Origin of the sequence: uncultured Azonexus sp., assembly GCF_937982035.1 — a bacterium.
Lineage (GTDB): Bacteria > Pseudomonadota > Gammaproteobacteria > Burkholderiales > Rhodocyclaceae > Azonexus.
This window is the reverse complement of record NZ_CALJNI010000004.1, coordinates 277,922-300,892: the sequence shown is the minus strand read 5'-3', so window position 1 is coordinate 300,892 and position 22,971 is coordinate 277,922. Positions and strand designations below refer to the sequence as shown.

Genomic DNA, 22,971 nt, shown 5'->3' with positions numbered 1-22,971 from the left:
TGCACTACGACACAAACAGCAAAGTGGTCAGCAACTTTCCACCGGCAGTGTCAGCGTGAATTCCGCCCCGCCTTCCGGGCGGTTGGCGGCGCGCAGATGGCCGCCGTGGCGTTCGGCGATGCCGTAGCTGATCGACAGGCCGAGACCGGTACCCTGGCCGACCGGCTTGGTGGTGAAGAAGGGTTCGAACAACTGCGCCAGATTGGCTTCGGGAATACCGGGACCATTGTCGAGGAAGCGCAGCACCAGCTTCCCGTCCGCGACCCGGCCACTGACCAGCAGTTGCGCATCCGCCTGACCGGCGGTGGCGTCGCAGGCATTCTGGACGAGGTTCATCGCCACCTGCTGCAACTGGCCGGACGAGCCGCGACAGCGCAGGCCGGGCGGCAGATCGACCCGGACCGCGAACTTGCCGGCGGCACTCTGGGCAACCCAACGGACGGCACGCTCGACCACCTCGTTGACGTCGACCTCCTCGGGGGCGGCACGGTCAACGGCGGAAAAGCGCTTGAGCGCGTCGACGATGTCGCGGGTACGCTCGGCGCCTTCGATCATGCCGTCGATCAGCTGCGGCATGTCGGCCAGGATGCGATCGATCCGGAGTTCCCGGCGCAGTTCGGGCAGGCTGGCGAGCTCGCCGGCGTGCACCGCATCGATGTAGCGGCCGAGACGGCCGGCGTAGCGTTGCAGCGAGAGCACGTTGCCGAGCACGAAGCTGATCGGATTGTTCAGTTCGTGAGCGACGCCGGCCACCAGCCGACCCAGCGAAACCATCTTTTCGGCGTGCAGCAGCTGGCTTTGCGTGCGCTTCAAGTCGTCGTGCGCCTGACGCAGGGCGTGGTAGGCCTTGCGCAGTTCGCCGACCGGCCGGCCGGTGACCACCACGCCCATCAGCTTGCCGGTCTGCGACACACGCGGCGTGCAGTTCATCGACACCGGCACGGTCGAGCCGTCACCGGCACGCAGGAAGAACTCACAATCGTGCACGCCTTCGCGGGCGTAGCGGGCAAACAGGTCGCGGGCGCGGGCGCGCTCGACTTCGTCGGCGAACAGGTCGAAGACCGGCGTGTGCGCCAGCTCTTCCATGCTTTTGCCGGCGAAGTGGCAGAGCGAGGGATTGACCTCTTCGATACCGCCGTTGCGGTCGCAGACGATGAGGATGTCGGACATCGAGGCGAGCACGCTCTCGATGAACTGGTGCGACTCTTCGAGCGCGGCGTTCTTTTCTTCGAGGGCGACTTCGTACTGGAGGAGGTCGTTATAGACCTCGTCCATCTTCTGGATCACCTCGATCCAGGCCTGCTCGCCGCCGCCGGCGAATTCAGCGGGTGGGGCGGTAGTGGACATGGTCACTGCCATGGGCGTCGTGGGCGTGGTGGTATTCGGCCTCCAGCGCCACCAGGTTGAGATGGCCGTGGCGCACGCCGCGCTCGGCGATCAGGGCGTCGGCAAATTGCCGGACGTCGGCCGTCGCCCCCTTGAGAATGACCGTTTCCAGGCAGTTGTCGTGGTCCAGGTGGGCGTGCATCGCCGCCACGGTCAGGTCGTGGTGGTCATGCTGCAAGCGGGTCAGGCGCTCCGACAGCTCGCGCTCGTGGTGATCGTAGACATAGGACAGATTGGCCACGCATTGACCGGCCGGCTTGCCGCGCTGTCGGTCGTGCTCGATCGCACCGCGGATCAGGTCGCGGACGGCTTCGGAACGATTGACGTAGCCGCGGGCGGCAATCAGTTCGTCGAACTGCCGGGCCAGCGAATCATCCAGCGAAATGGTGAAGCGTTCCATCAATCAGGCTCCTAGAAAACACGCCTGCCACAATGCCGCCATTCGCCCGTGCATGCAAGATCAGGGCACCGGCTCGGCCAGCGGAAGCATCCGCCCCAGTTCGGCGGGGTGATGCAGCAGGTCGGCCAGCGTGTAGCGGTCGAGCACCGCCAGCATCGCCGCCAGCGCTTCGTCGAGAATGGCCGGCAGGCGGCAGGCCGGCATGATCCGGCAATGGCCGTCGCTGGCGAAGCACTCGACCAGCGCCCAGTCGTTTTCCGTCTGCCGGATCAGTTCGCCGAGCCGGATCCCGGCCGCCGGTCGCGCCAGCCGGATGCCGCCGCCCTTGCCGCGTACCGTTTCGATATAGGCCAGCCGCCCGAGGTGATTCACCACCTTGGTCAGGTGGTTGCCGGAAATGCCGTAGGCCTCGGCGATTTCGCCGATGGTCGCCAGGCGCCCGGCATGCACGCCGAGGTACATCAGGACACGCAGGCTGTAGTCGGAGAAGCTGCTCAGTCGCATCTGCCCCCTCCGGATGATAAGATGCAAAAATTATACATGTTATATAAGACCCTTCGGACCCCATGGTAAAGCAATCCCCCGGCAAGCGGACCATCGAAATCAAACCGGTGCCCGACCCCAACGTCAAGGTCTACCCGCGCTCGGTCAGCGGCCTGTTCAACAACTGGCGCGTGGCTTTCGTCTGGCTCACCCAGATCGTCTTCTACGGACTGTGCTGGCTTCCCTGGAACGGCCGGCAGGCCGTGCTCTTCGACCTGGAACAGCGCCGCTTCTACCTGTTCGACCTGGTGCTGTGGCCGCAGGACACCATCTACCTGACCATCCTGCTGCTCCTGTCGGCGCTGGCGCTGTTCCTGTTCACCGCCGTCGCCGGGCGGTTGTGGTGCGGCTACAGTTGCCCGCAGACGGTGTACACGGAGATGTTCCTGTGGGTGGAGAAGTGGATCGAGGGCGACCGGCCGCAACGCATCAAGCTAGACGCGGCGCCGAACAGCCGCGACAAGTTGCTGAAGAAATCGCTCAAGCACGCCATCTGGCTGGCAATTGCGCTGTGGACCGGGATCACCTTCGTCGGCTACTTCACGCCGATCCGCGATCTGCTCGGCGGCTTCGCCAGCGGCGCCACCGGCCCCTGGGAAATCTTCTGGATCCTGTTCTACGGCGGCGCCACCTACGGCATGGCCGGCTTCCTGCGCGAGCACATGTGCAAGTACATCTGCCCGTACGCCCAGTTCCAGTTCGTGATGTTCGACCGCGACACGCTGATCGTCGCCTACGACGCACAACGCGGCGAAGCGCGCGGCAGCCGGGCAAAAAATGCCGATCCCAAAGCCATCGGCCTGGGTGACTGCATCGACTGCAGCATCTGCGTCCAGGTCTGCCCGACCGGCATCGACATCCGCGACGGCCTGCAACTCGAATGCATCGGCTGCGCCGCCTGCATCGACGCCTGCGACCAGGTCATGGACAAGATGAACTATCCGCGCGGGCTGATCCGCTACTCGACCGAAAACGCCGTCGAGCAAGGTTTCGGCCGCCAGGAAATCATCCGCCGCACCTGGCGCCTACGGCCGATGCTCTATCTTGGTGCATTCCTGCTCATCGGCGGCGTCAGCGCCTGGTCGCTGGCGACCCGTGCCCCGCTCAAGGTCGGCATCGAGAAGGAACGCGCGGCGCTTTATCGGGAAAGCGACAATGGCGACATCGAAAACGCCTTCCGCATGCACCTGACCAACGCCAGCGAACAGCCGCGCAACTTCCGCATCGAGGTCAGCGGCCTGCCCGGGATCGCCATCAGCGGCGCCAACCGGGCCAGCGTCCCGGCCGCCGGCATGCAGGAAATCGCCCTGTCGGTGCGGGTCGAGCCCGGCAGCGCCGATGCCGGCTCGCATCCGATCAGCTTCCGCATCAGCGACGTCGACAACCCGGAAATCCACGTCGACCAGAAGGCTTCGTTCTGGATGCCATGAACCGGCACGGGAAATGCTTCGTTGACGGTGTAGCCGAGACGACTCAAGCCGGGTCGTCCTGGCTCCGTTAAATCAGGCAAGCCGTCCAGGAGGAAGTCATCATGGCACACACCGACATCCGACTCACCGTCGCCGAAGAGCGCACCATCTACGACGTCGCGGCCATCGACCGCGCCCTCGACGAGGCCACCGGCAACCGCAACGAAGCCCTGGGCGCGCTCTACGAAAAGATGAAGCAGCGCGGCGGTGGCCGCTTCCTGATCCGCCCCAGTGGCACCGACATGGTCGACGACCTGTACGACACCTGCCCCAACTTCGGCGAAGTCATCGACGACATCAAGAAGCATCTGGCGCTGGCCGTCGCCGGTAGCGAGCCGATGCATTTCACGCCCATCCTGCTGCTTGGCGAACCCGGCATCGGCAAGACCCATTTCGCCCGCGAACTGGCGGCTCGTCTGGGCACCGGCCACGAATTCGTGTCGATGAGCTCGCTCACCGCCGGCTGGATCCTCTCCGGCGCCTCGGCGCAGTGGAACAACGCCAAGCCCGGCAAGGTCGCACAGACCCTGGTCCATGGCGACTACGCCAACCCCGTCGTGGTCCTCGACGAGATCGACAAGGCCGGCGGCGATTCGCGCTACGACCCGATGGGCGCGCTCTACAGCCTACTCGAACACGACACCGCCCGCGCCTTCAAGGACGAGTTCGTCGATATCGACATCGACGCCTCGCACATCCTGTGGGTGACCACGGCCAACGACGAACGCAGCATCCCGGAGCCCATCCTCAACCGGATGAACGTCTACGAAGTGCCGCGTCCCGACTACGACGCTTCGTTGAGCATCGCCCGCGCGCTTTACCGCGACTGCATCAACGAGCACGACTGGGGCTTCCCGCCCGACGCCGACGACGGCGTGCTGGACCGCCTGGCCTCGCTGCCGCCGCGCGACATGAAGAAGCGCCTGCTGTCGGCATTCGGCACGGCCAAGCTGGAAGGCCGCAACTGGCTGGAAAGCCGCGACTTCGACCAGGCCCGCATGGGGCGCAGCCGCAAGATCGGCTTCTGACGACGGCCGGCGACGACCTCAGGTCGTCGCCGCCAGCTCCTTGCGCCGGCGCAGGTATTCCGGCTGAAACATGGCCATGCGTAGAACGTCGCGGTATTCGCCGTCGACAAAGAACTCCTCGCGCAAACGTCCTTCCTCGGTGAAGCCGAGCTTGGCATAGACATTGACGGCGCGCAGGTTGGCACAGTCGACGATCAGATAGAGCTTGTACAGGTTGAGCACGGTGAAGGCGTAATCCATCGCCAACCGCGTGGCAGCGGTCGCATACCCTTTACCCTGATGCGCCGGCGCGATGATGATCTGGAATTCCGCCCGGCGATGGATGTGGTTGATCTCGACCAGCTCGACCAGGCCAACCCGCTCACCCGCCGTCTCGGCGATGAAGCGGCGCTCGCTCTGGTCGTGGATGTGGCGGTCGTAAAGATCGGCTAGTTCGACGAAGGCCTCGTAAGGCTCCTCGAACCAGTAGTGCATGACCGTTTCGTTGTTGTCCAGTTCGTGGACGAAGCGCAGGTCTTCGCGCTCCAGGGGTCGCAGGATCAATGATTCAGGCATGGCGCCTCCTTCAACAGATGCAAACCCGATTCTAACGCCGGCAGAAGGTGTAATCTGTCAGCGAATTGTCACGCCGCCACGGAGCTCGATCCTGTCCCCCACAAGCACCGACGCCATGCTCACCCACCGGCACCTCCGGGGCTGGCTGTTTGCATTCGTCCTGCTGATCAACGCCATCGTTTTCGCCGTTGGCATCCAGAGCCTGCAATACAGCAAGGAACGCGACATCCAGGCGGTATACGACGCCACCGGCAACCTGGCCAATCTGCTTGAAACGAACATTGCCGAAACCGCCAAGCATATTGATCTTGCCCTGCTGGGCGTGGTCGACAGCATGGAGACAAATCTGCGCAACCAGCGCCTCGACGGTGCCCGCATTGCCGACATGCTGCGCGTGCAGGCCGAACGGGTTCCCGAAGTCGATGCCTTCCGGATCACCGATCAACAGGGGCGGGTGTTGTGGGGCAAGGGCGTCACCCCTCAGGCCCCGGCCAGTTACGCCGACCGGGCCTTCTTCGCCAGGCATCAGGCCGCCCCCGGTCAACACATGCTGCTCAGCCCGCCCATCATCGGCCGTGTTTCCGGTTTGCCGGTCATTGCCTTCACCCGTTCCTACCGCTACCCGGACGGCCGCTTTGCCGGGGTCGTTTCCGCCGCCGTACCGATCGCCCGTTTGACGACGCAACTGTCCCGGTTGAACCTGGGGCCCCATGGCAGCGCCGTCATCCGCCTTGACGACCTGAGCCTGATCACCCGCTATCCCCACGTCGAGGGAGAAGCCGGACAAGTCGGGCACAAGGCGGTGTCGCAACCCTTCCTGGACCTCCTCAACGCCGGGGTCGCCAGCGGCAGTTTCCATACCGCGAACGCGCCGGATGGCTTTGAGCGCACCTATGCCTTCCGGCGCATGCGCAACCTGCCGTTCATTCTCGCGGTCGGCATGGCGCCGCAGGACTACCTGGAAAACTGGCAGGACGAAACCCGAAAGCTCGGGGCTTTCGGCGCCGTCTTCCTGCTCGTCACCCTGCTTGCCGGCTGGCTGATCGACCGCTTCTGGCGGCAGCATCTGCGCGACACCGAGCGCCTGCTGAACAGCCAGTCGCGCTTCCGGAACTACGTCGAAACGGCACCGGTCGGAATCTTCATCGCCGATCCCGACGGCCATTACCGCGAGGTCAACCCGGCGGCCTGCGAATTGACCGGCTACCCGCGGGAAAGCCTGCTCACCATGTCGGTGACCGATCTGGCACCGCACCAGCAAGCCGCACAACACGACGAACTGTTCGAAATCATCAAGCAGGGCGGTCGCCGCGATACCGAAATGTGCATTCGCCACCGGGACGGCCACGAAATCCCCGTCGCCCTGCGCACCACCATCCTGCCCGATGGACAGGTCATGGGTTTCTGTACCGACATGCGGGCACGCAAGGCCGCCGAGGCCGAACTGGCAGCGCGAGAAGCCCTGCTCGAACAGATTTTCCAGGCATCCAGCGTCGCCATCCTGCTGGTCGATCAACAGGGACGGCTGACCCATGCCAACCAGCGCATGGCCGAAATGTTTGGCATTCCGCTGCATCAACTGATCGGCAGTGAGTATGTATCGCTGATCCACCCGGACGAAAGGGAAACCGGCAGAGAACGGATGCTCGCGCTGCTGGCCAGCACCATCGACGCAGTCGATCTGGAACGCCTCTACTGGCGCAACGACCACAGCGAATTCTGGGGCCATCTGACCGGCCGCCGACTGTATGCACCGGACGGCAGCGTGCTTGGCCTGGTCGGCATCATTGCCGACATCAACGAACGCAAGCAGGCCGAAGCCGCCTTGCACGAGAGCGAGCAGCATTTCCGCACGCTGGCCAACTCGGGTTCCGCGCTGATCTGGACCTCCGGCCTGGACAAGGGCTGCAATTATTTCAATACGACCTGGCTGAACTTCACCGGGCAGTCACTGGCGCACGAATTGGGGAATGGTTGGGCAGAAGGCGTGCATCCCGACGATTTCACGCACTGCCTGTCCGTCTATGTCGATCATTTCGAACGCCGGCAAGCATTCTCGATGGAATATCGCCTGCGTCACGCCGACGGGGAATATCGCTGGATACGCGATGACGGTACGCCGCGCTACGATAGCAAAGGCGAATTCATCGGCTTCATCGGCTTCTGCTACGACATCACCCGCGAAAAGGCCACGGCCGAAGAACTCGCGCGTTATCGCCAGCATCTCGAAGAACAGGTTGAACAACGCACCCGCGACCTGCAGCGCGCCAAGGAAGCGGCCGAGGCCGCCAACGTGGCCAAGAGCGCCTTCCTCGCCAACATGTCGCATGAAATCCGCACACCGCTCAATGCGATCACCGGCATGGCCTACATGATCCGCCGGGCGGGACTGAGCGAACCGCAAAGCGAGCGACTGGACAAACTCGAAACCGCCAGCCGGCACCTGCTGGAGATCATCAACGCGGTACTCGACCTGTCAAAAATCGAAGCCGGAAAATTCTCCCTGGAGGAAAACCGCCTGGACATCCCGGCGATGCTCAACAGCATTGCCAGCATCCTGCAGGACAAGCTTCAGGAAAAAGGCCTGCACCTGGAAATCAGCCTGCCACCGGCACTGCCCGCGCTGCTCGGCGACCAGACCCGGCTGCAGCAGGCGCTGCTCAACTATGCGGCCAACGCGGTCAAATTCACCGAGACCGGCAGCATCTCCATCCATGTCGAAATCCTTGAACAGACCCGACAGGCTGCGCTGCTGCGCTTTACGGTCAAAGACACCGGCATCGGGATTCCCGCCGACACACTGCCACGCCTGTTCACCGCCTTCGAGCAGGCCGACAACTCGGCCACCCGGCGCTATGGCGGCACCGGGCTGGGCCTGGCCATCACCCGCAAGCTGGCCATGATGATGGGCGGCGAGACCGGTGTCGACAGCGTACCCGGCCAGGGCAGCAACTTCTGGCTGACGGTCCGCCTGCGCATCCGGAAGACATCCCGGGAATCGACGGCATTGTTGCCGGACAGTTCGGCAGAAATGGAATTGGGCGAGTGTTTCGCCGGGCAGCGCATACTGCTCGTCGAGGACGAACCCATCAACCGCGAAATCGGCATCATGCTGCTGGCCGATACCGGCCTGATCGTCGATGTCGCCGAAGACGGCATCCAGGCACTCGCCGCCTGCAGCCGGCAGCATTTCGCATTGATCCTGATGGACATTCAGATGCCCGGCATGAACGGCCTCGAAGCAACCCGGGCCATCCGTCAGGATCCAGCATATGCCGACACCCCCATCCTGGCAATGACCGCCAACGCCTTCGCCGAGGACCGCGCGCTATGCCTGGCAGCCGGCATGGATGATTTCATCCCGAAACCGGTCACCCCGGAGGAATTGTTCGCCAAGTTGCTGAAGTGGCTGAGGAAAGGACGTCAGCCCGGCCAGTGATCAATGGACCGTGCACACCATGCACGGGTCGAAGCTGCGCACCACGTGCTGCACGGTCGGTGGTGCATCGTCGCCGGCAGGCAGGCCGACCAGGGACTGTTCGAGGGCGCCGGGTGTGCCGGCGGCGTCGCGTGGTGAGAAGTTCCAGGTGGTCGGGGCGATGATCTGGTAGCGCTCGATACGACCGCGCTTCACGCTCAGCCAGTGGCCCAGGCCGCCGCGTGCGGCTTCGACCAGGCCAACGGCCTGGCCGCTGTCGGGTAGCGGCGCCGGCAGGCAGAAGGGTTCGCCCGGCTCGATGGCGCGCACCCAGTTTTCCATCGCCGGAACGATGCGAGCGACTTCAACCATGCGGGCGACGATGCGGGCGGTGACGCTGCCGCCATGGCGGGCGACCAGATCGCGCAACAGGGGGTGACCGGCGACGAGTTGTCGGGATAAAGCACCGGTTTCGACCACCTGACCGCCGTAGCGCGGGGCCTTGCACCAGGTATAGGCATCGGCCTTGTCGGCATCGACACGGGTTTCACCCTGCGCCGGCGGCAAGGGTACGTCGCCATATAGCCACGAATGGCTGACATCTTCGGCGATCTTTGTCGGATCGAGCACCTGAGCGCCCGTATCGGGTTGCCACAGACCGGCCGGAAACAGTCCGTAGGCGCCGTAGGACAGGAAGCGGTCGGCCGCGCGACCGCAGCGTTCCAGCCCGAGATCGCCGGCAGCGCGCAGGAACAGGGCGAAATCGCCGTCGCGACTGGCCGCCCATGCCTGCAGCTCGTCGAAGGCGGCAAGACCGGCGAAGGCTTCAAGCGAATCGGCGAACAGCCTGCCTTCGAGGAAAGCGCGGAACTCGCGCAGCAGCGCCAGGATGCGGATGCGTTCGGCGGCGGTCATCGCCTTGCTGCTGCCACCCGGCTGCAGCGCCAGGGTGTGCGGCCAGCGGCCGGCCAGGAAGCCGGTCAGGTTGAAAAAGCGGGCGCGTGCCTGCAGCCACGGAGCAACGGCGCTGCCCTGCTGGGCGGTGAAACGCCGGGCGACTTCATCGTGCCAATGGCGCCCGGCATAGGCGGCACGGGCAAAATCGGGCATGAAGAACAGGTGGAAATGCGTCAGGTGGTCGGCCAGGTTTTCCGTCGCCAGCACCAGCCGGCTCGCCAGTTGCCCGTTCGGCGGCGGCGTCACGCCGGCCAGCGCGGCCAGTGCCGAGGCCGCCGCCGCCGACTGGGCGACCGAGCAGATGCCGCAGATGCGCGGCACGACGGCCAGGGCATCGGCCGGGTCGCGGCCGACGAGGATCTGCTCGAAGCCCCGGAACAGCGGCGAATTGACGCGCGCGGCGACAACCCGGCCGGCGTCGATATCGAGACCGATTTCCAGATCGCCTTCGACACGGTTGAACGGACCGACCTGGATGCGCTTCATTTGCCGCCCTTTTTCACACCCGGCCGGACCACGGTGTGGTCGACGACGGCGTTGTCGCGCACCCGTTTCGGCGTTGCCGACTTGGACAGCGCGGCGAGTGCGACGAACCAGGCTTTCGGCATGTCGACCGGCAGGCCGACCGGGATGCCGGCCAATTTTGGCGTTTCCTGGAAGGCATGGCCGGGCGATTCGAACCCTGGCTCGGTACAGGCGATGCAGGCGTAGCCGCCCTTCAGGCAGGAACCGGCGCCATTCCAGGCCCGCGTGTTGCAGTCGGCGTGCGCCTGCGTACCTTTGCAACCGAGGTTTTCCATCAGACAGCCGAGGTCGGAATGCTTTTCGGCGCTGGCCTTGAATTCGTAGAACTCGTTGCGCGGGCAGCCGTGATGGACCAGTTGCTCGGCGTACAACAGCGGGCGGCCGATTTCGTCGAGATCGCTGGTGCGCAGGCCGTCGATGGCCAGCTTTTCCAGGGTATCGACCACCCAGCCCGGATGCGTCGGACAGCCGGCAATATTGACCACCGGCAGACCGCCCCGGGAGATGAATCCCTTGCCGAGCAATCCGCCCGGCGTGTCGGTGTCGTACTGCAGGCCGCAGGCCTCCAGCGGATTACCCGGCGTGCTCGCCGAAAACCCACCCCAGGCGGTGCAGGAACCGATGGCGAACACCCACTTCGCCTGCTCGGCCAGCCGCTGCACCCACTCGGTCAACGGTCGGCCGCTGCCGGCCATCAGGTGGAACTTGCCAGTACCGTTCGGCCCACGCAGCATCGCCCCCTCGACGCAAAGCACATCGAATTCGCGCCGGCCGGCCGCGCAATCTTCCAGTACCGCCAATGCCTCTTCGCCGCTGGCTTCCGACAGCGCCGGATGCCAGACGAAGTCGATGCCGGCGTCGCGCAACTCGTCGAAGAGCGGCCGCGGTTCGTGGCACAGCAGCGACTGGGTGCAGCCGCCGCAACCGCCGCTTTGCAACCAGAGGACTTTCATTCGTCCCCCTGCCCTTCGTCAGCCAGACCGTAGCGCGCCAGCTTGGCGCGCAGGCCGACGCGCGACAGGCCGAGCTCACGCGCGGCGCGCGACTTGTTGCCGTGATGCCGCTGCATGGCAGCCTGCAGCACGCGCAATTCGAGTTGTTCCATGCGCTCGCGCAGATTGCCGGACAAGCCGTCGGTCCAGCTTGCGCCGACGCTGCCGCCATCGACTGCCGGCGCCTGGCGCAAGCGCGGCGACAGCAATCCCGCGCCCAGGGTCGGGCCATCGGCCAGCGCCACCATGCGCAGGATTTCGTTCTGCAGTTCGCGCACATTGCCCGGCCAGGAATACGCCGCGAACACCGCTAGCACCTCGGCGGCAAACCCGGCCACCGGCTTGCCCAGCGCGGCACAGCTTTGTTCCAGGATACGCGCAGCCAGCAGCGGCAGATCCATCGGCCGCTGCCGCAAAGGCGGCACATGTACCGGGATGGTCGCCAGCCGGTAGTAGAGATCCTCGCGGAAGCGGCCGGTCCGCACATCCTCGTCGAGGTCGCGGTTGGTGGCGGCAATCACCCGGACATCGACCGATACCGACTTGTTGCTGCCGAGCGGGCGAAACTCGCCTTCCTGCAGCGCGCGCAGCAACTTGACCTGGAAGGCCGGGCTGGTTTCGCCGATCTCGTCGAGGAACAGGGTGCCGCCGTCGGCCTGCTGGAACAGGCCGATGCGGTCATCGACGGCGCCGGTGAAGGCGCCGCGCTTGTAGCCGAACAATTCCGATTCGAGCAGGGTATCCGGCACCGCACCGCAGTTCTCGGTAATGAAGGGCTTGTCGGCGCGATTGCTCTCGTAGTGGATGGCGCGGGCGACCATTTCCTTGCCGGTGCCGGATTCGCCAGTGACCATCACCGACAGGTCGTACGGGGCGATGCGACCGACCAGATCGCAGACCGGATCGAGCGGACTGCCCGGCCCGCGCACCAGCGCGGCCAGGCCGAAGACCTTGCGTGCCTTGTCCTGCTTGCTGTCGACGCGGCGGCGCAGGACCGGCTCGGCGGTGCGCAGGTCGAGGCTGAGGCGCTGGTTTTCCTGCTGCAGACGCCATACCTCGGCGGCGCGCTGCAAGGTCAGCAACAGTTGTTCGGGCTGCCAGGGCTTGAGCAGGTATTGCCAGATGCCGGCTTCGTTCACGCCGCTGATGATGTCCTCGGCGTCGGTATAGCCGGACAGGATGATGCGCACGATGTCCGGCCAGCGCTGGCGCACTTCCTTGAGGAACTGGACGCCGGTGGTGCCGGGCATGCGCTGGTCGCAGAGGATGACGCGGATGCCGGCGGTGCTTTCCTCCATTTCGAGGATCGCCATTCCCTCGTCGGCGCTGGACGCGCAGAACACCTCGAAATCCTCTTCCAGCGTGCGCCGCAGGGCTTCCTGCGAGCGCAACTCGTCATCGACGACGAGGACGGCGGGCAGGCGGCGCAACACGGGCAAGCTCATGCGGGAATCTTCCAGTCGAGATCGCGGTGCCGCGCCAGATGACGCGGCGTCCACGAATGCGGGCTTTTCTGGACGAAATGATAACGCGCGACGTGATAGGCCGGGTCGAAGCCGTAGAAATTGCGGCGCATCGCCGCCAGTTCCTCGTCGCGGTATTGCGCCAGCGGCTTGACCGCCTCGTCGGCGGCGCGGCGGGCATTCTTGTCCGTCAGCAGCCCCGCAAAACCTGCATCCTGCGCCAGTTCGACGGCCCGGCGGGCGACATCGACGGCAAAGCCCGGCGCCGGCAGACAGGCATCGTAGAAGCCCAGACGCACCGCCTCGGCCGCCGCCATCGGCAGGCGATGGCGCATGATTGCCGCGGCGCCGTCGGCACCGACGCGCGGTGGCAGCAAATAGGTCCAGAACTCCGAACCGAACAAGTTGCCCATGTTCTTGTAGTGCGGATTGAGCATGACGCTGTCGCGCACCCACACCCGATCGCAGGCGCGCGCCAGGAAACAGCCGCCGGCCCCGGTGTTGCCTCCGACGGCGGCGACGGTCAGTTGTGTCGTGCAGCGCAGGATGGCTTCGGCCAGATCGTCGATGGCGTTGATGTTGGCCCAGGATTCGTCCGGCGGACTGTCGGCGGATTCGATCACGTTCAGATGAATGCCGTTCGACCAGAAATCGCTGCCACCGGTCAGCACGATGACGCGCACCGGCTGCGTCGTCGCCCAGCGGAATGCCTCGGTCAGGCGCCTGCACTGTGCCGTGCTCATCGCGCCGTTGTAGAAATCGAAGGACAGGAAACCGACGCCGTCGGCCGCCGACCAGGCGATGTCCTGCCAGGTCGGCTGCACCGCGCGCTGCCAGCCGGCCAGGGTCACTTCCGGCAAGCCGACCGCTTCCGGAAAAGCCAGCGTCGCCGGCAACTTGATCCCACCCGGGCGCTTGACGTGGCCGATCCACACTGCGCCGTCGACGGTTGCCCGGCAGACGGCCGTCTCGCGCCGCGCCAGCAACTCGCCCGGCGCGCCGCGTAATTCACTTTCCGGGTGCGCATCAAACAGGTGGCAGGGCGCGCCGAACAATTCGTCGGCAACGCCCGGAAAGCCGTCGGCTGCGTGCAGGCGGGCGAGGATATCGGCGGTCGACTGCGTGTTCCAGTCGATTCTCCGGTCGGCCTGGCCCATCAAGGGGTGCGCCACACCGGGCACACGTTGGGCGACGAAGTCGCCGGCGGCGAAACGTTCGACCGCCTGCAGCACGGCGCGCACCGCCGCTTCGGTGACTTCGTTGCGGTACAGGGAGGCCTTGGCCGCCGGGCGCATGGCAAAGCTCGCGCTGGCCCAGACCGGGCCGGCATCCATTTCGGCCTCGGCCTGCAGCACGGTCACGCCCCAGTGCGGTTCACCGCGCTGTATCGCCCAGTCCAGCGCCGACGGACCGCGATCGCCGGGAACGCCCGGATGCACCACGAAACAGGGCAGCACCGACCACACCGACGCCGGAATCGCCCGCTTGAGGAACGGCGCCAGCAAAAGATCGGGCCGAAAGCGCGCCACCGCCTCTTCGGTCACCGAGTCAGCAATGTCGAACTCGACGCTGAGCTCGTGTCCGCGCGCGGCCAATTCGCAGAACAGGCGCTGCGTCAGACTGTTGAAGCTGTGCGTTATGAATAATATCCGCATGTTATGTAGGTTTTTTTCCAAGAGGCAAAAAGCGTGAATGGCGCTACCACGGGGATTGCCGGCAAGCGCCTATTCATTTTGGGCACAGCTATGACCTTCGCTATATTTTTCAATCACTTGCATTTCGCTAGGATGCGAAAAAATGTTTCAGGGAGTTCACCAGCATGGTCGCCACTCAGCGCAAATCGTCCCGCCCCCGCGTCGCCCCCCGGCAACGCGTCGACTATGTCGCCGCCGTCCGCTATCCCGATGGCCGCAGCGACCTCTTCTATGTCCGCAACGCCGACAACCTTGCCGATGCCCGCGAGATGGTGCTGCTCGAAGTCGGCGAAGTGCGCAGCCTGGTGCTTGCCGAGCGACACTGAAAGCACCTCAGCAGATCCGCGGCAACTGCTCGCCGGACAACCAGTCCACCATTCGCCGCCCACCGAAAGCCGTGGTCATCTGGACAAAATGATGATCGTCGGCGACGACCTGACCGATGATGGCCGCCGCCTGCCCAAGCGGGTGAGCGCGCATGACCGATAGCAGCATTTCCGCATCTTTTTCGCCACAGATGGCGACCAGTTTCCCTTCGTTCGCGACATAAAGCGGATCCAGCCCGAGCAACTCGCAGGCGGCATTGACCGCCGGTTTCACCGGTAGCGCCTTCTCCTGCAGCATCATGCCGACGCCCGACTGGCGGGCAATCTCGTTCAGCGTCGTCGCCAGCCCGCCGCGCGTCGGGTCGCGCAGCACGCGCAGGTCGACGCCGCTGGCCAGCAGCGTTTCGATCAACCCATGCAGCGCCGCCGTATCGGAGACGATGGGTGACTCGAAACCCAAGCTCTCGCGCTCGGCCATGATCGCCATGCCGTGATCGCCGAGCGTGCCGGAAACCAGAATGACATCGCCCGGCCGCGCCCGCCGTCCGGACAGCTCGCGCCCCGGCGGCACGACGCCGACGCCGGTGGTGGTGATGAACACCCCGTCGCCCTTGCCGCGCTCGACCACCTTGGTATCACCGGTCACTACCGGCACCCCGGCGGCGCTCGCCGCCACCGCCATGCTCTGCACGATGCGGGCGAGGTCGCCAAGCGGGAAGCCCTCCTCGAGGATGAAGCTGGCCGCCAGATAAAGCGGCCTGGCGCCCATCACCGCAACGTCGTTGACCGTGCCATGCACCGACAGGCAGCCGATGTCGCCGCCCGGGAAGAACAGCGGCGAGACGACGTGAGCGTCGGTCGCCATGACCAGCCGGCCCTCGCCCGGCAGTGGCAGCACGGCGCCGTCGTCGCCTTGGCCGAGGTATTCGTTGCCGAGATGGCGGGCGAACAGCTCGTCGATCAGTTGCGCCATTGCCCGGCCGCCCGAACCGTGGGCCAGGTCGACCTGGCCGTGCTTGAGGTCGAGAGGGCGGATGTAGGGTTTGCGGGTTTCAGACATCCTTGTACCGTCCATAGGTGTAATGCGCCGCACAGGCGCCTTCCGAACTGACCATGCACGAGCCCACCGGATTCTCCGGCGTGCACACCGTTCCGAAGATCTTGCAGTCCTGCGGCCGCTTGACCCCGCGCAGGATCGCCCCGCATTCGCAGGCCTTGTGATCCGGCACAGAGGCATAGCTCACGGAAAAACGCCTTTCGGCGTCAAATTCGGCGAACGCGCCGCGAATGCGCAGCGCCGAGTACGGTAAAACGTTTAACCCCCGCCATTCGAAGTGCTTGCGCATCTCGAAGACCTCGGCGACCAAGGCCTGCGCTTTCAGGTTGCCGTCGCGGTCAACGGCGCGCGAGAACTCGTTTTCGACTTCGGCGCGGCCTTCGTTGACCTGGCGGATGAGCATGCGGATCGCCTGCATCACGTCAAGCGGCTCAAAACCGGCGATGACCACGGGCTTGCGGTACTCCTCGGCGAAGAATTCGTAGGGCCGGCTGCCGATGATCGTCGACACGTGCGCCGGGCCGACGAAGCCGTCGAGCGGTACGGTGCCCCACTGACGCACTTCCGGCGATTCGAGGATGCTGGAGATCGCCGACGGCGTCAGCACGTGGCAGCAGAGCACCGAGAAGTTCTTCAGGCCGAGCGCGGCGGCCTGCTTGATCGCCACCGCGGTAGGCGGCGTCGTCGTTTCGAAGCCGATGGCGAAGAAGACGACCTGTTTGTCCGGGTTTTTCTGCGCCAATGTGACGGCGTCGGCGCTCGAGTAGACCATGCGGATGTCGCCGCCCCTCGCCTTCGCTTTCAGCAGCGACAAGCCGTCGGACGCCGGCACGCGCAGGCAGTCGCCGTAGGTGCACAAGGTCACGCCCTCGTCGAGCGCCAGGCGGATGGCCTGGTCGACGCGGCCGATCGGCAACACACAGACCGGGCAGCCGGGGCCGTGGATCATGTGCACGTTGGCCGGCAGCAGGTCGGAGACGCCGTAGCGCGAGATGGCGTGGGTGTGGCCGCCGCAGAATTCCATGAAATGGTAGTTGCGGTTCGGGTCGGCCTCGGCGCGGATGCTGGCGGCGATCTTCTGCGCCACCTCGCCGTCGCGGAATTCGTCGATGTATTTCATCAGTGCAGCGTCAGGCCGTCGCCGTCGGCGGTCAGCTGTCCCATTTCGGCAAACAGCTTGAGCGTCTGCTCGGCTTCTTCCGGGTCGAGCTTGTTCAGCGCGTAGCCGACATGGACGATGACGTAGTCGCCGACGGCGACGCCGTCGACCAGCGACAGCGAGATTTCCTTGCGCACGCCGGCAAGATCGACGACGGCGTTGTCGCCGTCACGCAGTTCGACGACCTGGGCGGGAATAGCGAGACACATGGGGCTTCCTTTCGGAGGAGTTCAACCGCGCCCGGCCAGGCGGCGGAAGAAGCCGCGCCGGTCAACCGGCGACGGTTCGGGGTTCGTCGGCGCCGGCGCAGCGGCCGGCGGTTCGAAAAGCAGATGCAGCGCGTCCATCGCGGTACGCAGCGCAGCGTCCTGATCGGCGAGTTCGTCGACCGGCGCCAGGATGGGGACGAAGAAGCTTGCCGGCAGGTCCGGGTCGTCGCCGCGCTCGCTGACCAGGTCGAGATCGCCGGCCGGGAAGCCGACACGCAGCGTCTGCTCGGACGGCAGTTCGCGCCACAGTTCGCCGCCGCCGGGGAGCAGCAGCAGGTGGATGAACCACGGGGTGACGACGGCGCCGATCCAGTCGCCGCGATAGCGCCGGAAGCCGGCGATGTCGACCGAAAGACCGGGGTGGCCGCTGTTCAGGGCGGCCTGCCAGCGTCGGTAACGGGCGAGCACGCACGGCGCCGGATTGTCGGTGTGGATGGCGGCGCTGGCCAGATCGTTCATGCGTTTTCTCCGTGCATCCGCCGCGCGACCCAGGCCTGACCCAGCGCCAGGCCGCCGTCGCCGGCGGGGACGGCGCGCGCTTCGAGGACTTCGATGCCGGCCGCCGTCAAACGGCGGCGCAGCGCGTCTAGGAGGATTGCGTTCGCCGCGCAGCCGCCGCCGACCGCCATTTTCGCAAGTTTTTCGCGGTCGACCGCAAACATCGCCCACTCGGCAAGGCCGGCAGCGACGGTGGCGTGGAACAGCGCGGCGCCTTGCCCGGCATCGCGGCAGTCGAGCAGCGCCAGTAGCAGCGGCGAGAAGTCGAGGATATCGCCGGCTATCCGCCAGCCGCCGGCCAAGGGTTCGACCGGGCCGTGCGCCGCCGCCCGGCCTTCGAGCTCCATCGCCGCCTGCCCTTCGTACAGCGAAACATCGCGCACGCCGAGCAGGCCGGCGGCGGCGTCGAACCAGCGGCCGAGGCTGGAAGTCGGCGGGCAGCGCAGTTGCCGGTCGAGCAGCGTCAGCAGCGGGCCGGCCTCGCGTTCCGGCCAGGTGCGCGCCAGCCAGCCGGCGACCTGGTCGCCGAGGCCAGCACCGTGCAGCGCGGCAATCGCCATCCGCCACGGCTCGCGCGCCGCGCGGTCGCCGCCGGGCAGCGCCAGCGGGCGCAAGTGGCCGAGGCGACGGCAGTCAGCGCCGTCGACGCGCAGCAGTTCGCCACCCCAGGCGCCGCCGTCGGGGCCGAGACCGACGCCGTCGAGCGCCAGCGCCAAAAGCGGGCCGTTGACGCCATGTTCGGCGCAGATCGCGCCAACATGCGCGTGATGATGGCCGACGGCACGCGACGGCACGCCGAGTTCGCCGGCCAGACGCAGGGCCAGCGCGGTCGACGCGTAGTCGGGGTGCAGATCGTGGACGATCAGCGCCGGTTTGACGTCGAGCACGGCGAGCAGGTGGGCGACGGTTTCTTCGAGGAAAGCCAGCGTCGCCGCGTTGTCGAGGCTGCCGATGTGCTGCGAGACGAAGGCCTCACGCCCGCGCAGCACGCAGACGGCGTTCTTCAGGTGGGCGCCGAGCGCCAGCACCGGCGGGCCGTCGTCGGCGAGCGGAATCGGCAGCGGCACGTAACCGCGGGCGCGGCGCAGGAAGGCCGGCGCGCCATCGGCCACGCGGACCACCGAATCGTCGCAGCGGACGACGATGTCGCGGTCGTGCATCAGAAAGGCGTCGGCGATGCCGTTCAGGCGCTGCAAGGCTTCGGCGTTGCCGGTGACCAGCGGTTCGCCCTGCGGGTTGGCGCTGGTCATCACCAGCAGCAGCTCGTTTTCCTCGGCGAGCCAGTCGGTATTGGCCGGACGACCGGCGGCTTCGTGCCAGAGCAGCAGGTGTAAAGGCGTTGCCGGGCGCATGACGCCAAGCCAGGGCAGGCCGGGGGCGACGCCGGCCAGTTCGGCGGTGCCCTTGCGGCAGAGGACGATGGGCGCGGCGACATCGGCGAACAGCGCCCGCTCGCCGTCACCGAGCTCGGCGAAAGCGGCGAGCGCGCCGGGGTTGAGGCCCATCACGGCGAAAGGCTTGGCCTCGCGCGCCTTGCGTCGGCGCAGTTCGGCGACGGCGTCGGCATTGCGCGCGTCGCAGGCGAGGTGAAAGCCGCCCAGGCCCATGATCGCGACAATGCGGCCGGCGCGCAGCAGGGCGAGCGTGGCGGCAATCGGATCGTCACCGCCGGCCGCAAGATCGGCGCCATTTTCATCGAGCAGTTGCAACTGCGGTCCGCAATCCGGGCAGCAGGTGGTTTCGGCGTGAAAGCGGCGGTCGGCCGGGTCGGTGTATTCGCTCGTGCACGGCGCGCACAGCGGAAAAGCGGCCAGGCTGGTCCGCGCGCGGTCGTAGGGAATGCCGGCGCTGACGGTATGGCGCGGACCGCAATGGGTGCAGGTGGTGAAGGCGTAACGCCAGCGGCGACCCTTGGGGTCACAGAGGTCGGCGATGCAGTCCGGGCAGATCGCCGCGTCCGGGCCGATGGCGGTGCGCACCGCGCCGGCGACGCTGTCGCGGATGACGAAGCCAGGCATCGGTCGTTCGTCGCTGGCCGCGCTGTCGATGGCGTCGATGCGGGCAAGCGGCGGGATTTCGCGCGGCAGCCGGGCGAGGAAGTCGTTCAGCCGCGCGCCGGCGGCAAGCAGCGTGACGCCGTCGCCGTCGTTGCGCACCCAGCCGGCGATGCCGAGTTCGCCGGCCAGCCGCCAGACGTAGGGCCGGAAACCGACGCCCTGGACGAGGCCGCGGATGTGCAGCAGGCGAGCGCTCACTTGGCCGCCAGCTGTCGCTCCAGGTCGGCGATGCGCGCCTTCAGCGCGGCGACATTGTCGGCCAGGCGGGCGCGCTGGGCGGCGACGCCGGCTTCGATCCAGGCCAGCCAGTCGGCCATGCCCTCACCGCTGGTCGCCGAAACACGGAACACCGTCAGCTTCGGATTGACGCGGCGGGCGTTGGCTTCGGCGAGGTCGGCGTCGAACTGCAGGTAGGGCAGCAGGTCGCACTTGTTGAGCAGCATCACGTCGGCGGCGGCGAACATGTCCGGGTACTTGAGCGGCTTGTCCTCGCCCTCGGTGACCGAGAGGATGGCCACCTTGTGCTGCTCGCCGAGGTCGAAGGCGGCCGGGCAGACGAGGTTGCCGACGTTCTCGATCAGGAACAGCGAGCCGTCGGCCGGCTGCAGGCGTTCCATGGCGTGGCCGACCATGTGCGCGTCGAGGTGGCAGCCCTTGCCGGTGTTGATCTGCAGCGCCGGGGCGCCGGTCGCGCGGATGCGCTCGGCGTCGTTGGTCGTCTGCTGGTCGCCTTCGACGACGGCGATGGCGAGCCGCGCCTGCAGCGCCTCGATGGTCTTGACCAGCAGCGTCGTCTTGCCCGAGCCCGGACTGGACACCAGGTTGAGCGCGAAGACGCCGTGCTCGTCGAACCAGGCGCGGTTCTTGGCGGCGTAGCCGTCGTTCTTGGACAGGATGTCGCGCTCGATCTGCACCATGCGTGCCTGGCTCATGCCGGGCACGTGGGCGCGTGCCGGGCCGCTGCCGTAGTCGAGGTCGCCGTGGTGGTGGTGATCGTGGTCATGACCGTGTGCGTGGGCATGCTCGCCGTGGTGGACGTGCTCGTGCACATGCGTCGTGCCGTCGGCGTGCGTATGCGCGTGGCCGTGGGCGCCGGCAATTTCGCCGTCGTGGCTGTGCGCATGCTCGTGATCGTGCGCGTGGCCGTGCTCGTGCACCGTTCCGTCGGCATGGACATGGCGGTGCGCGTGCGCCCTGCCTTCGATTTTCACTTCGCCGTCACCGCAGCCGCAAACTGTACACATCATGGGTCTCCTGATTCTTATTCGATGGCGATTTCCCGCACCCGCATCTCGGTGCCGGCCGTGGGTTGCACCTGATGGCTGCCGCAGACCGGGCAGGCGCCGTAACGCTCGCTGATCGGCACCGTTGCCCCGCACGGCATGCACCAGCCGGCGCCGGGCACGGCAACGATTTCCAGCGCCGCGCCGTCGGCGATGCCGCCCTTGGTGACAACATCGAAGCAGAAGCGCAGCGCTTCCGGTTCGACCGACGACAGCTGGCCGATTTCGAGCACGACCAGGCCGACCCGGGCGGCGTTCTCGCGCCGCGCGGTGTCCTCGACCAGTTCGATGATGCCTTCGGCCAGCGACATTTCATGCATCTTTCCACTCCACTTCGTAGGGCAGGCACGGATCGAGCGCCAGAATTGCTGTTTCCAGGCCGATCCGGGCCGCTGCCGCGGCGTCGAAACGACGCCCGGCGAGCAATGCCGCCAGCGCCTCGCGGCCGGCAAAACAGGCGTCGGTCGGCGCTTCGAGATGATACCGCTTCACCCGCCCCTGCTCGACGGCGATTGCGTGCGTCAGGATGCCCCGGGCGGTGACGCTCTGCGCCACGCCCAGCCCGTCGCCGCCGGCGGCGAGCAACGGGAATGGCTGGCCGGCGTCGAGCGCAGCGGCGGCCCGGGCGACGTCGGCGACGCGGGCCAGGTAGGTGGCGGCAATGTCGTGCGGCGGCGGCGTCCTGGGCCGGGTCGATACGCTGCCCTGCCACCAGGCGAGCCAGGCGGCGGGATCGGCTTGCGGCCAGCTCGGCGCAACGCCGCGATCATCAAGAATACGCCGGCAGCGGTCGACCAACGGGCACAGAGTTTCGTCGATCAGCCGCCGGGTCGCCAGCGTGCCATCGACGCCGAGACGGTCGCTGCGCCAGGCGATGAAGGCATCGCGCGCGGCCGGCAGGCCGCAGGCCACCGGCCAGTCGAGCAGCAGCCGCCACAGGTTTTCATGCAGCACTTCCAGCCACAGCAGGCGGTTATCGGTGGCATCGCAAACGATGCTGCGCCCTTCGGCGGCGGCCAGGGCGGCACGCGCGGTGACGCGCTGTGCTTCAGCGCACAGCGCGTAAAGATGCGGGATCAGGCGGACCGCGGCGTCCGGGTTCTGGCCGACGAACAGCCGCGTCATCGCCGGCCGTTCGAGAATGACCGCGTCGATGTGTACGCCGCCTTCGGCGAAGGCGGCACGGATGATCAGCGAGCCGGCCGGATTCATCCGCGCAATCCCAGAAAGGCGCGCCGACTGGGCGGTGGCACGTCCACCGGCTGCTCCGGCGGCGCCGCGAGCGGCTCGTTGAACAGCGCGGTGATCGCCGCCAGCGCGGTCAGCCGGGCCTGCTCGTGGCTGGCGAATTCGCCGGCTGGCGAGAACAGCGAACAGAGGTGGTAGCGGCCGAGCCGGGCCTCGTCGGCGACGATGAATTCATAGACGCCGGACGGAAAGGCCCAGTCGTAATGGCTGCCGGCAGCAGCCGCCGGCCAGTCGGCGTGGCCGGGCAGGCAGAGCAGGTTGATCGCCCACGGCGTGACCAGGGCGCCGGTCCAGTGACCGTGCCCGGCCAGGCGAAAGCCGACGGCCTCGACCTGCAGCGCCGGATTGCAGATCGGCAGGCCGGCCATGCGCGTCGCCGCGATGTCGGCAAAGACGGCTTCGATGTCGGCCGCCGGATCGTCTGGCCAGAATTTCACGCAGCGATGACCATGAACTTGTGCTTGGGCGCGTCGCAACCGGGACAGCACCAGTCGTCGGGCAATCCGGCGAAGGGCGTGCCGGCCGGAATGCCGCGCACGTCGTCGCCTTCGGCCGGATCGTACACCCACCAGCAGATGCCGCATTCGAGGCGGTCGTCGGCTTGCACGGCACGGAAGCTGCCTTCGAAGATGCGCTCGTTCATG

General features: G+C 66.6%; 22 protein-coding genes. 4 read left to right on the top strand and 18 right to left on the bottom strand.

Annotated features, from left to right (window positions below):
• Positions 1-27: 27 nt before the first annotated feature.
• The 3 genes from Q0799_RS04190 to Q0799_RS04180 are packed head-to-tail and all read right to left on the bottom strand — an operon-like array spanning position 28 to position 2,290.
• Positions 28-1,347, bottom strand: a complete 1,320-nt coding sequence (locus Q0799_RS04190; protein WP_298394623.1) for an ATP-binding protein — start codon at positions 1,345-1,347, stop codon at positions 28-30.
• Entirely contained in the window at positions 1,322-1,786 is a 465-nt protein-coding gene (gene nikR / locus Q0799_RS04185; protein ID WP_028993686.1) for a nickel-responsive transcriptional regulator NikR, read from the bottom strand. Before nikR ends, Q0799_RS04190 begins: the two co-directional genes overlap by 26 nt.
• 60 nt (positions 1,787-1,846) lie before the next feature.
• Complete coding sequence (locus Q0799_RS04180; RefSeq protein ID WP_298394618.1) at positions 1,847-2,290, bottom strand: Rrf2 family transcriptional regulator; 444 nt, start codon at positions 2,288-2,290, stop codon at positions 1,847-1,849.
• A 62-nt stretch (positions 2,291-2,352) separates the two neighbouring features.
• Here Q0799_RS04180 and ccoG point away from each other — a divergent pair, with 62 nt between their 5' ends.
• Positions 2,353-3,759, top strand: coding sequence for a cytochrome c oxidase accessory protein CcoG (gene ccoG, locus Q0799_RS04175; RefSeq protein WP_298394615.1), 1,407 nt, complete (start codon positions 2,353-2,355; stop codon positions 3,757-3,759).
• Between the two features lie 101 nt (positions 3,760-3,860).
• Positions 3,861-4,826 carry an AAA family ATPase gene (locus Q0799_RS04170; protein WP_298394612.1) on the top strand — a complete coding sequence of 322 codons (966 nt, stop codon included), beginning with the start codon at positions 3,861-3,863 and terminating at the stop codon, positions 4,824-4,826.
• Between the two features lie 18 nt (positions 4,827-4,844).
• On the opposite strand, the gene speG is transcribed toward Q0799_RS04170, so the two are convergent.
• Positions 4,845-5,381 (bottom strand): spermidine N1-acetyltransferase, encoded by a 537-nt coding sequence (gene speG / locus Q0799_RS04165; protein ID WP_298394609.1) that lies wholly within the window; start codon positions 5,379-5,381, stop codon positions 4,845-4,847.
• Between the two features lie 115 nt (positions 5,382-5,496).
• Here speG and Q0799_RS04160 point away from each other — a divergent pair, with 115 nt between their 5' ends.
• Positions 5,497-8,820, top strand: a complete 3,324-nt coding sequence (locus Q0799_RS04160) for a PAS domain S-box protein (RefSeq protein ID WP_298394606.1) — start codon at positions 5,497-5,499, stop codon at positions 8,818-8,820.
• On the opposite strand, the gene Q0799_RS04155 is transcribed toward Q0799_RS04160, so the two are convergent.
• Genes Q0799_RS04155 through Q0799_RS04140 form a run of 4 tightly spaced genes read right to left on the bottom strand, consistent with a single transcriptional unit; the run spans position 8,821 to position 14,391 of the window.
• Positions 8,821-10,242: a nickel-dependent hydrogenase large subunit gene (locus Q0799_RS04155; protein ID WP_298394601.1), complete on the bottom strand. Its 1,422-nt coding sequence runs from the start codon at positions 10,240-10,242 to the stop codon at positions 8,821-8,823. It lies immediately after the preceding gene.
• A complete protein-coding gene (locus tag Q0799_RS04150) occupies positions 10,239-11,234 on the bottom strand; it encodes a HupU protein (protein ID WP_028993699.1) in 996 nt (331 codons plus the stop codon). Before Q0799_RS04150 ends, Q0799_RS04155 begins: the two co-directional genes overlap by 4 nt.
• Complete coding sequence (locus tag Q0799_RS04145) at positions 11,231-12,718, bottom strand: sigma-54 dependent transcriptional regulator (RefSeq protein WP_298394597.1); 1,488 nt, start codon at positions 12,716-12,718, stop codon at positions 11,231-11,233. The genes Q0799_RS04150 and Q0799_RS04145 overlap by 4 nt, the downstream gene beginning before the upstream one ends.
• A complete protein-coding gene (locus tag Q0799_RS04140) occupies positions 12,715-14,391 on the bottom strand; it encodes a hydrogenase maturation protein (RefSeq protein ID WP_298394594.1) in 1,677 nt (558 codons plus the stop codon). The genes Q0799_RS04145 and Q0799_RS04140 overlap by 4 nt, the downstream gene beginning before the upstream one ends.
• A gap of 164 nt (positions 14,392-14,555) precedes the next feature.
• On the opposite strand from Q0799_RS04140, the gene Q0799_RS04135 reads away from it, so the two are divergent.
• The gene (locus Q0799_RS04135) at positions 14,556-14,756 is read left to right on the top strand and encodes a hypothetical protein (protein WP_281981556.1); all 201 of its coding nucleotides are present in this window, start codon (positions 14,556-14,558) and stop codon (positions 14,754-14,756) included.
• Between the two features lie 7 nt (positions 14,757-14,763).
• Here Q0799_RS04135 and hypE read toward each other — a convergent pair whose 3' ends face one another.
• From hypE to Q0799_RS04085, 10 genes are read right to left on the bottom strand one after another with little or no spacing between them, the layout of a single operon-like run.
• The gene (gene hypE, locus Q0799_RS04130) at positions 14,764-15,816 is read right to left on the bottom strand and encodes a hydrogenase expression/formation protein HypE (protein ID WP_298394589.1); all 1,053 of its coding nucleotides are present in this window, start codon (positions 15,814-15,816) and stop codon (positions 14,764-14,766) included.
• A complete protein-coding gene (hypD, locus tag Q0799_RS04125) occupies positions 15,809-16,933 on the bottom strand; it encodes a hydrogenase formation protein HypD (RefSeq protein ID WP_298394586.1) in 1,125 nt (374 codons plus the stop codon). The genes hypE and hypD overlap by 8 nt, the downstream gene beginning before the upstream one ends.
• Positions 16,933-17,181, bottom strand: a complete 249-nt coding sequence (locus Q0799_RS04120; RefSeq protein WP_028993704.1) for a HypC/HybG/HupF family hydrogenase formation chaperone — start codon at positions 17,179-17,181, stop codon at positions 16,933-16,935. Before Q0799_RS04120 ends, hypD begins: the two co-directional genes overlap by 1 nt.
• 21 nt (positions 17,182-17,202) lie before the next feature.
• On the bottom strand, positions 17,203-17,700 hold the full coding sequence (hybE, locus tag Q0799_RS04115; RefSeq protein ID WP_298394581.1) for a [NiFe]-hydrogenase assembly chaperone HybE: 498 nt from the start codon (positions 17,698-17,700) through the stop codon (positions 17,203-17,205).
• The gene (gene hypF, locus Q0799_RS04110; RefSeq protein WP_298394578.1) at positions 17,697-19,994 is read right to left on the bottom strand and encodes a carbamoyltransferase HypF; all 2,298 of its coding nucleotides are present in this window, start codon (positions 19,992-19,994) and stop codon (positions 17,697-17,699) included. Before hypF ends, hybE (Q0799_RS04115) begins: the two co-directional genes overlap by 4 nt.
• Entirely contained in the window at positions 19,991-21,040 is a 1,050-nt protein-coding gene (hypB, locus tag Q0799_RS04105) for a hydrogenase nickel incorporation protein HypB (RefSeq protein WP_298395005.1), read from the bottom strand. Before hypB ends, hypF begins: the two co-directional genes overlap by 4 nt.
• 17 nt (positions 21,041-21,057) lie before the next feature.
• On the bottom strand, positions 21,058-21,399 hold the full coding sequence (gene hypA, locus Q0799_RS04100) for a hydrogenase maturation nickel metallochaperone HypA (RefSeq protein WP_281981569.1): 342 nt from the start codon (positions 21,397-21,399) through the stop codon (positions 21,058-21,060).
• Positions 21,392-22,291, bottom strand: a complete 900-nt coding sequence (locus Q0799_RS04095; protein WP_298394573.1) for a hypothetical protein — start codon at positions 22,289-22,291, stop codon at positions 21,392-21,394. Before Q0799_RS04095 ends, hypA begins: the two co-directional genes overlap by 8 nt.
• A complete protein-coding gene (hybE, locus tag Q0799_RS04090) occupies positions 22,288-22,764 on the bottom strand; it encodes a [NiFe]-hydrogenase assembly chaperone HybE (protein ID WP_298394570.1) in 477 nt (158 codons plus the stop codon). Before hybE (Q0799_RS04090) ends, Q0799_RS04095 begins: the two co-directional genes overlap by 4 nt.
• Positions 22,761-22,970, bottom strand: a complete 210-nt coding sequence (locus Q0799_RS04085; RefSeq protein WP_298394568.1) for a rubredoxin — start codon at positions 22,968-22,970, stop codon at positions 22,761-22,763. Before Q0799_RS04085 ends, hybE (Q0799_RS04090) begins: the two co-directional genes overlap by 4 nt.
• Between the last annotated feature and the right edge of the window lies 1 nt (position 22,971).